6 protein-coding genes are annotated in these 8,812 nt (G+C 42.5%); 5 read left to right on the forward strand and 1 reads right to left on the reverse strand.

Going from position 1 to position 8,812, the window contains the following annotated elements; all coding sequences use genetic code 11:
- Positions 1-172: 172 nt before the first annotated feature.
- Positions 173-2,584 (reverse strand): TonB-dependent receptor, encoded by a 2,412-nt coding sequence (locus tag HY841_09550; GenBank protein MBI4930994.1) that lies wholly within the window; start codon positions 2,582-2,584, stop codon positions 173-175.
- A gap of 69 nt (positions 2,585-2,653) precedes the next feature.
- On the opposite strand from HY841_09550, the gene dprA reads away from it, so the two are divergent.
- The 5 genes from dprA to frr all read left to right on the forward strand — a co-directional run bounded on the left by dprA (position 2,654) and on the right by frr (position 8,640).
- Positions 2,654-3,799, forward strand: coding sequence for a DNA-protecting protein DprA (gene dprA, locus HY841_09555; GenBank protein ID MBI4930995.1), 1,146 nt, complete (start codon positions 2,654-2,656; stop codon positions 3,797-3,799).
- Positions 3,800-4,036: 237 nt separating this feature from the next.
- A complete protein-coding gene (locus HY841_09560) occupies positions 4,037-5,011 on the forward strand; it encodes a ribonucleotide-diphosphate reductase subunit beta (protein MBI4930996.1) in 975 nt (324 codons plus the stop codon).
- Positions 5,012-5,120: 109 nt separating this feature from the next.
- Positions 5,121-5,477, forward strand: coding sequence for a four helix bundle protein (locus HY841_09565; protein ID MBI4930997.1), 357 nt, complete (start codon positions 5,121-5,123; stop codon positions 5,475-5,477).
- Positions 5,478-5,521: 44 nt separating this feature from the next.
- Positions 5,522-7,975: a ribonucleoside-diphosphate reductase subunit alpha gene (locus tag HY841_09570; protein ID MBI4930998.1), complete on the forward strand. Its 2,454-nt coding sequence runs from the start codon at positions 5,522-5,524 to the stop codon at positions 7,973-7,975.
- A gap of 101 nt (positions 7,976-8,076) precedes the next feature.
- The gene (gene frr, locus HY841_09575; GenBank protein ID MBI4930999.1) at positions 8,077-8,640 is read left to right on the forward strand and encodes a ribosome recycling factor; all 564 of its coding nucleotides are present in this window, start codon (positions 8,077-8,079) and stop codon (positions 8,638-8,640) included.
- Positions 8,641-8,812 lie beyond the last annotated feature (172 nt).

An 8,812-nucleotide genomic window follows, 5' to 3' on the forward strand; every position in this document is an offset into this window, starting at 1 on the left:
ACTTCTCAGCGTTCTCTGCGGGCTGTTTCTTTGCGAACTCTGCGGTAAAGGCTGTTAAAAAATACAGTAACCGCAGAGAGCGCGGAGATTTACGCAGAGAACCGCAGAGGAATTGAGATAGGTGCATTTTGTCGTACACCCTGTATTTCTCCCTTTAGGGCTGGGGCTCCTTCTAAATCTTCACACTCAGCATAAAGGCAAAACTCCGTGGCGGCTGCACATCGCCCGGGCGCCCCATGTATTCGCGGTTGAAAGCGTTGTTCACCACCATGGAGGTTTTCACGCCTTTGGCAATGGCGTAAGAAATGCGGTAGTCAAGCACCACATCGCCTGTGTTGTGCTCCTGGCGGTATTCTTTCAAGCCCGGCAGAATGTAGGTATAATTTTTAGGGAGAATCGGATAAATATCAACTAATAATGGATCCTGAAAACTGGCATCAATGTTTTTCATGAAACTGTTGTAGCGCACGCTGATGCCCGCGCTCCACTTTTTATAATCAACCTGCAAATCAATTTTTGCTGTGTGCTCGTAGCGGTATTTGAGAATATTGCCATTGTAACTGCCGCCTGATTTTAAATTCTTTTCCGCAACCAGACTGTCTTTATAATATGCCCGCAAGGTGGTTGAATCGTAATCCAAATCAATGGGTTTGATATAGGTGTATCCGCCTAAAAGTGTGATAGTGGCTTTGCCTATTTTTCCTTCTGCCGCCACGGTAACTTCTGCGCCTTTGATTTGCGCTCTTCCCACATTGACCGACTTGGCTCCGAAATACATAAGCTTGGTATAAGGATCATTCGGATTGGGAGTTCCGGGAGGAACCCAATAATCAAAAGTGAACTCCATCATGTTCACATATTCCTGCCAGAAGCCGGCAACATCAACGTATCCGCGCAAACCCGAAAGTTTGAATGCCTGCTTGGCTCCCACTTCTGCGCTCCATCCTTTCTCCGGTTGTATTTTAGGATTTGGATAAACAGTAAGTCCGCTCACTTGTGTGGAAATAAATTTTTCTGCCACGCTCGGAAAGCGATAACCCTGCCCGAAGGAGGCACGCAAATGCGTTTTAGGAAACAATCTGTAATTCAGTCCGGCTCTTGCCACCGGATGAATGGGAATGATGGAGGTATCTTTTCCTAAAATGATATTAGTTTTTGTTTCAGCCGTATCCACTTTAAAATATTCTCCTCTTGCTCCGAACGAAAGAACCAGGCGGTCAAACTTTTTATCCACCTGGGAAAAAATCCCCACATTGCTGCTGAAATGATTTCCGTACATCGAATCGGCAATTACTTCGGAATAAGTTCCGGTGATCCCGCTGGTAATATTCAACTCTTTTTTCAGATGCAACTGATACTGGTATTCTCCAAACCATACTTTGGATATTGATTCCTGATTGGTATTATTCTCGTTTGTTGCAAGGTAATATCTTGTTTTTAAACTATGCCTGTGTCCCTTCGGAGTGAAGTAAGTAATGAACGGATCTATTGTTGAGCGTATGGTATGGTAATTACTTACGCTTCCGCCTTGAGGATAATACGCAGAGTCACCGCTCTGCCAGAGAATAAAATACCCGCCATTTGTAACCATAAAATTTTCATTAATGCCGGCTGCAAGCCCTTTCACTTTTTGAAAACGATACCGCGAGTTAAAGTTGAATCGCATCCGTTGTTCTTTCTCCAACTGGCGATACCCATTATCTTCATATACATTTCCTCCAAGAATAAGGTCCAAATTATTTATCTGTTGTGAATTCAGAAAGGAAAGATTCTTCACTAAAGGTCCTCCTGCGAGTGAAACATCCTTATCCCACCATTTAAGTTCTCTTCGCTTTGGCTCATCATAAAATCCGGAAGAAATGCTTACGCTGGTGCGGGCGGTATCTTTCGGATAAGAAGTGCGGAAGTTGATCACTCCGTTCAGTGCCGAAGAACCAAACAAAGCCGAAGAGGCGCCTTTAATGATTTCAACCTGCTCAACGTTTTCTATGGGAATGAAGTTCCATTTCACATCGCCTGCATCGGCAGTGAGAAGCGGCAAATCATCCACCAGCACCATCACGCGTGTTCCCGCTCCATAACTGAAACCGCTGCCTCCCCGGATGTTCGCCTGCCCGTCTAAAATATTTACGCCCGGGCATTGTTGCATCAGGTCTTCCATGTTGGTAGTGTTCTTGTTCTCAATGAGCGCCTGCTTCATCACATCCATAGAAACAGTTACTTCTTCCAGTTTCTGCTCAAACTTTCCGGCAGAAATTACAATAGTGCCCAGTTCGGTGGCATCCACTGAAAGAGAAAGGTTGAGCCACATGGTTTCATTTTCTTTTATGTCCACTTTATGAACCAGCGTGCTGTACCCGATGAATTTGAATTCCACAGAATGGCTTCCGGCAGAACATTGCGTTTGATAATTACCTCCTGTATCTGAAACAGCAACGCCCTTGCCATCCACATAAATGCTCACGCCACCAAGACCTTCTTTTGTTTTGGCATCCGCTATCCTTCCTTTCAATGTTCCTTCCTGCGCTGCAAGAAATGACAGTTGAAATATGGCGATGAAAAGAGTGAGTAAGCGTATAATCATAATGTTATTTTTGTTCTGTTTTAGAAATTATCAATACAAAAGTAAAAATTAGATTCAAAGAAGGAAATCGTGAACAGCCCTCTTCTATATAATATAGGTATCACTCTTCTGCCGGGCGTGGGCGATGTGACTGCAAAAAACTTAATTGCTTATTGCGGAAGCGCGGAAGCGGTATTCAAAGAGAAGAAATCCAAACTGGAAAAAATCCCCGGCATCGGAAGTTTGACTGCCGAAGCTATCTCAAAAAGCGATGTGATAAAAGATGTTCTGACCCGATCTGAAGAAGAAATAAAATTCATGGAGAAGAAAGAAATCATCCCCCTTTTTTTTACGGATGTGAATTATCCCGCAAGACTCAAGCAGTGTGATGATTCCCCTGTGATGCTTTATACAAAAGGCACTATGAATCCCGCAGGAAATTCTTCCAACGGGATAAATCTTAATGCCGATAAAATAATCAGCATCGTGGGTTCACGCAAATCCACTGCCTACGGGAAAAAGATATGCGAGCAAATTGTGGATGCGTTTGCTTCTTACAGCGTTCTTATCGTTAGCGGACTTGCCTACGGGATTGACATAACCGCTCATCGTTCTGCGCTGAAAAATAATTTACCTACTGTGGGTGTTCTCGCACACGGGCTGGATAATCTTTATCCTTCTGAACATACCAACACGGCAGAAAAAATGTGTGAGAATGGCGGGTTGATTACTGAATTCATGAGCAACACGAAAATGAATCCTGAATATTTTCCACGCAGAAACCGTATTGTGGCAGGCATGGCTGACGCTACCATTGTGATTGAAGCAACTTATAAAAGCGGTGCGCTCATCACTGCCGAAATCGCCAACTCATATGACCGGGAAGTGTTCGCTGTTCCGGGAAGAATGGACGATATTTCTTCCGAAGGCTGCAATCTGCTCATCAAAGCCAATAAAGCAATGCTGATTCAGTCTGCTGAAGACATTATTAAAGCATTGAACTGGAATGTGGAGAGCAAAAAGCCGAAACGAATGCAGGCGGAACTCTTTGCAAACCTTTCCGAGGAAGAAGAGGCACTGGTAAACATCCTTAAAGAGAAAGAAAAGATTCACATAGACGATTTATGCCTCGCTTCAAGATTATCCATGAGCCGCGCGGCAACTCTCCTGCTGAATCTCGAATTCTCGGGTGCTGTAAAATCGCTGCCGGGCAAAATGTATGCGTTAAACAATTAGTTGAACTAAATAATTTTCTGAAACGACAAAATTTTTTCACAGAATAATTAAAAAAACTTTTCATGTTCATAACTAAGTTGAAATGTTGATTGAAAAATTTCCGTATGAAAAAATATTTTTCAAATATTTGTAGCAACAAAAAATACAAAAATATTTTCTCATAAAACCCCGAAGACCTCGGGGTTTTTCATCCTCAGGAAGAAAAAAATAAGATATACAACATAAAAAAATTCACCGATGAGCAACACCACAGAACCACTCCTGCAGGAAAACAAAGACCGATTCGTTTTATTTCCCATACAGCACAACGATATTTGGGATATGTATAAAAAAGCAGAAGCCAGTTTCTGGACAGCCGAAGAAATTGATCTCTCCCCCGATCTTCAGGACTGGGAAAACAAACTTAACAACGATGAGAAACATTTCATCAAGCATGTGCTCGCCTTTTTCGCGGCAAGCGATGGCATAGTGAATGAAAACCTCGCGGTGAATTTCATGCGTGAAGTGCAGTGGCCTGAAGCCCGCTGTTTTTACGGTTTTCAAATCATGATTGAGAATATTCATTCTGAAACCTACTCTCTTTTAATTGATACCTATATAAAAGATCAGAAAGACAAAAATTATTTGTTCCATGCCGTTGACACCGTTCCATGTGTAGGCAAAAAAGCAGACTGGGCAATGAAATTTATCGGCAGCGGAAGTTTTGCAGAACGCCTCATCGCCTTTGCAGCCGTAGAAGGAATTTTCTTTTCAGGAAGTTTCTGTTCTATTTTCTGGCTGAAGAAAAGAGGATTGATGCCGGGATTAAGTTTTGCTAATGAATTGATTTCACGAGATGAAGGTTTGCATTGCGATTTCGCTTGTTTGCTTTATTCCAAATTGAAAAATCAATTACCGAAAGAACGAGTAGCTGAAATCATCACCAGCGCTGTAACTATTGAGCATGAGTTTGTACGCGATGCAATTCCGGTAAAGCTGATCGGAATGAATGCCGACATGATGTGCCAGTACATTGAATTTGTGGCTGACCGTTTGCTTGCCGAGCTCGGTTGTGAAAAGATTTACAACGCAACGAATCCGTTTGACTTCATGGAAATGATTTCATTGCAGGGCAAGACAAACTTTTTTGAGAAGCGTGTTGCAGAATATCAGAAAGCAGGCGTTCGCGGAGAAAAGAAAGACAATGTTTTTTCGCTGGACGAAGAATTCTAAAAACCAAGTATAATGTATGAAGTATTATGTACAATGTACAGGGAATGTTTTTCTAAAAATGACAAACCTCACTTAATAATTAATACTCCCTGATTAATACTGATATCACATGCACAAATTTAAGGAGTTGAACGTTTGGCAAAAGGCAGTTGACCTCGCGGTTGATGTGTATCAGGTCACTAAAAAATTTCCTTCAGAAGAAAGATTTGGATTGACATCACAGATGAATCGTTGTTTAGTTTCCATTCCTTCTAATATTGCCGAGGGAGCCGGAAGAAATACTGATGGAGAATTCAATCATTTTCTTGGGGTTGCAACAGGCTCGTCTTTTGAACTCGAAACACAATTGATTATCGCGAACAAATTAAATATCCTGCATGAAGATGATTTCAAAAGCACAAGCAAAAGCATTCAAGAAATTCAGAATATGTTATTCGGTTTACAAAAATCACTTAGTAAAAACTAGCTTCATAATACTTAATACTCACTACTTAATACTTTTTAAAAATCATGTACGTAATTAAGCGGGATGGAAAGACAGAGCCGGTAAAGTTTGACAAAATCACAGCGCGCATTCAGAAGCTCTGCTACGGATTGGATCCGAGTGTTGAGCCAATCAAAGTGGCGATGAAAGTAATCGAAGGAATCTACGATGGTGTAACTACTTCCGCACTCGATAATCTGGCGGCAGAAGTGGCGGCATCGCTCACTACTACTCACCCCGAGTATGCGCAGCTTGCTTCGCGCATTGCGGTTTCCAATTTGCACAAGAACACACAGAAGTCGTTTTCAAAAACGATGGACTTGCTTTACAATTATGTAGATCCGAAGACAGGAAAAAAAGCTCCGCTCATTGCAGAAGATGTCCATGCAATTATTGAGAAAAATTCCGAAGCGCTTGATTCAACAATTATTTATGACAGAGATTTCGGCTATGATTATTTCGGATTCAAAACGCTGGAGCGTTCTTACCTTTTGAAATTGAACGGACAGGTTGCCGAACGCCCTCAGCACATGCTCATGCGCGTTGCAGTCGGCATTCACAAAAATGATATTGACTCTGCGATTGAAACATATAATCTGATGAGCGAGCGATGGTTCACACACGCAACACCAACTCTTTTCAATGCAGGAACTCCGAAGCCACAAATGTCATCTTGCTTTCTTCTTACGATGAAGGATGATAGTATTGACGGCATTTACGATACGCTCAAGCAGTGCGCGAAAATTTCTCAGAGCGCAGGCGGAATCGGTTTAAGCATTCACAATATCCGCTCAACCGGTTCTTACATTCGCGGAACAAACGGTACATCCAACGGAATTATTCCAATGCTCCGTGTGTTCAACGATACAGCAAGATATGTCGACCAAGGTGGTGGAAAACGAAAAGGAAGTTTTGCAATTTACCTTGAACCATGGCATTCTGATGTGTATGACTTTTTGGATTTGAGAAAAAATACAGGAAAGGAAGAAGGACGTGCGCGCGATTTATTTTTAGCGCTCTGGATTTCTGATCTGTTCATGAAACGTGTGGAAGCAAATGCAAAGTGGACGCTGTTCTGTCCGAACGAAGCACCCGGACTTTCTGACTGCTGGGGAGAAAAGTTTGAAGCGCTCTACGAAAGATATGAAGCGGAAGGAAAAGGCAGAAAAACAATCGAAGCCCGCGAACTCTGGAACGCCATCATGCAGGCGCAGATTGAAACCGGAAATCCATACCTGTTATATAAGGACGCGGCTAACCGAAAATCGAATCAGCAAAACCTTGGAACAATAAAATCTTCCAACCTCTGCACAGAAATTCTTGAATACACTTCTGCCGATGAAGTGGCGGTGTGCAATCTTGCTTCGCTTGCTCTGCCAAGATATGTCATCAACGGAGAATTTGATCATCAGAAATTATACGAAGTAACACGTGCTGCTACAAAAAATCTCAACCGCATCATTGACGAAAATTATTATCCTGTTCCGGAAGCAAGAAAATCAAATATGCGTCACCGCCCGATTGGATTAGGCGTGCAGGGACTGGCAGATACCTTCCTGCTTCTTCAAATGGCTTTTGAATCAGACGAAGCAAAAAAACTCAACACAGAAATTTTTGAAACTATCTATTTTGCCGCGATGACCGAATCCAAAGAACAGGCAAAACAATTTGGCGCGTATGAAACCTACGAAGGTTCTCCCGTATCAAAAGGAATTTACCAGTACGACATGTGGGATGTAACTCCTTCTGCTCGCTGGGACTGGACAGCACTGAAAGCTGAAACAAAAAAACATGGCGTACGCAACTCATTACTTCTTGCCCCCATGCCCACCGCTTCCACTTCACAGATACTTGGCAACAACGAATGCTTTGAGCCGTTCACGTCCAACATTTACACGCGCAGAACTTTGTCAGGAGAATTCGTAGTGGTGAACAAATATCTTTTGAAAGATTTAGTGAAGCGCGGATTATGGAACGATAACCTGAAAAATAAAATCATTGCCGGAAATGGTTCTGTGCAGAACATTGAAGAAATTCCTGAAGACATCAAAGCGCTTTACAAAACAGTTTGGGAAGTGAAACAAAAATCAGTAATTGACATGGCATCTGACCGCGGAGCCTACATCTGCCAGTCGCAGTCGTTGAATTTATTTATTGAGAATGCCAACTTCGCGAAACTTACTTCCATGCACTTTTACGGATGGAAGAAAGGGCTGAAGACCGGAATGTATTATCTCAGAACAAAATCTGCTGCTGATGCAATCAAGTTTACTGTTGACCAATCACAACTCAAACAGCCGGTAGCTGTTGCAGTTGAAGTGGCAAGCGAAGGAGCAGAAGTTGAGCAGCAAACCATCGCAACTGACCGCGCAACTATTTATAATGCAGAATCTCCGATAATAATTGCAGAAAAAGATTCTCTATCGCAAATTTCATGCTCACTAGATAATCCCGACAGTTGCGAAGCTTGTGGAAGTTAGCATTGCTTAACCATTCTTTTGAAAAGCCGAATTAAATTTTAGTTCGGCTTTTTTATTTTATCTCCATCTGTTTTTTACATTTGCATCATAAATTATTTCCCATGAACGCAAACGCACAATCCGCAATAGATGCCGTCAAAGCGCAGATGGACAAAGCCATCTCGCATCTTGAAACCGAAATTTCAAAAGTCCGCACGGGCAGAGCAAATCCATCCATGCTGGAAGGAATCCGCGTGGATTATTATGGAAACATGACACCACTCAACCAAGTGGCAAATGTGAATTCTCCTGATGCCCGCACACTGATGATTCAGCCATGGGAAAAAAGTATGCTCGAGCCGATTCAAAAAGCGGTGCAGGCAGCCAATCTTGGTTTCAATCCCGGAAATAATGGAACGTCTGTGATAATAAATGTTCCTGCACTTACGGAAGAGCGCAGAAAAGATCTGGTGAAGAAAGCAAAAGCGGAAGGAGAGAACGCCAAAGTGAGCATACGTAAAGCGCGCCAGGAAGGAAATGAGGCGGTTAAAAAAATTACCAAGCCCTCCCTTACGCAGGATGAAGTGAAAGAGGCGGAAGCAAAAATTCAGGAACTCACGGATTCATACAGCACCAAAGTGGACAAGCATCTTGAGCAGAAGGAGAAAGAGATAATGACTGTATAATAATTCAATTGGGCTAAAGCCCGCGCATTCCCTAATTAAAGTAGGAAGCGAAGGTACAAAGTAACTTCGCCACCTCTCACACCACTGTACATGCTTAGACGCATACAGCGGTTTCATAAAGTTTTAATCGTTTGTAGTTTGCCGATAAACTGTAGTAACCTTCTTTTGCAAA

Source organism: Bacteroidota bacterium, assembly GCA_016213405.1.
Lineage (GTDB): Bacteria > Bacteroidota > Bacteroidia > Palsa-948 > Palsa-948 > Palsa-948.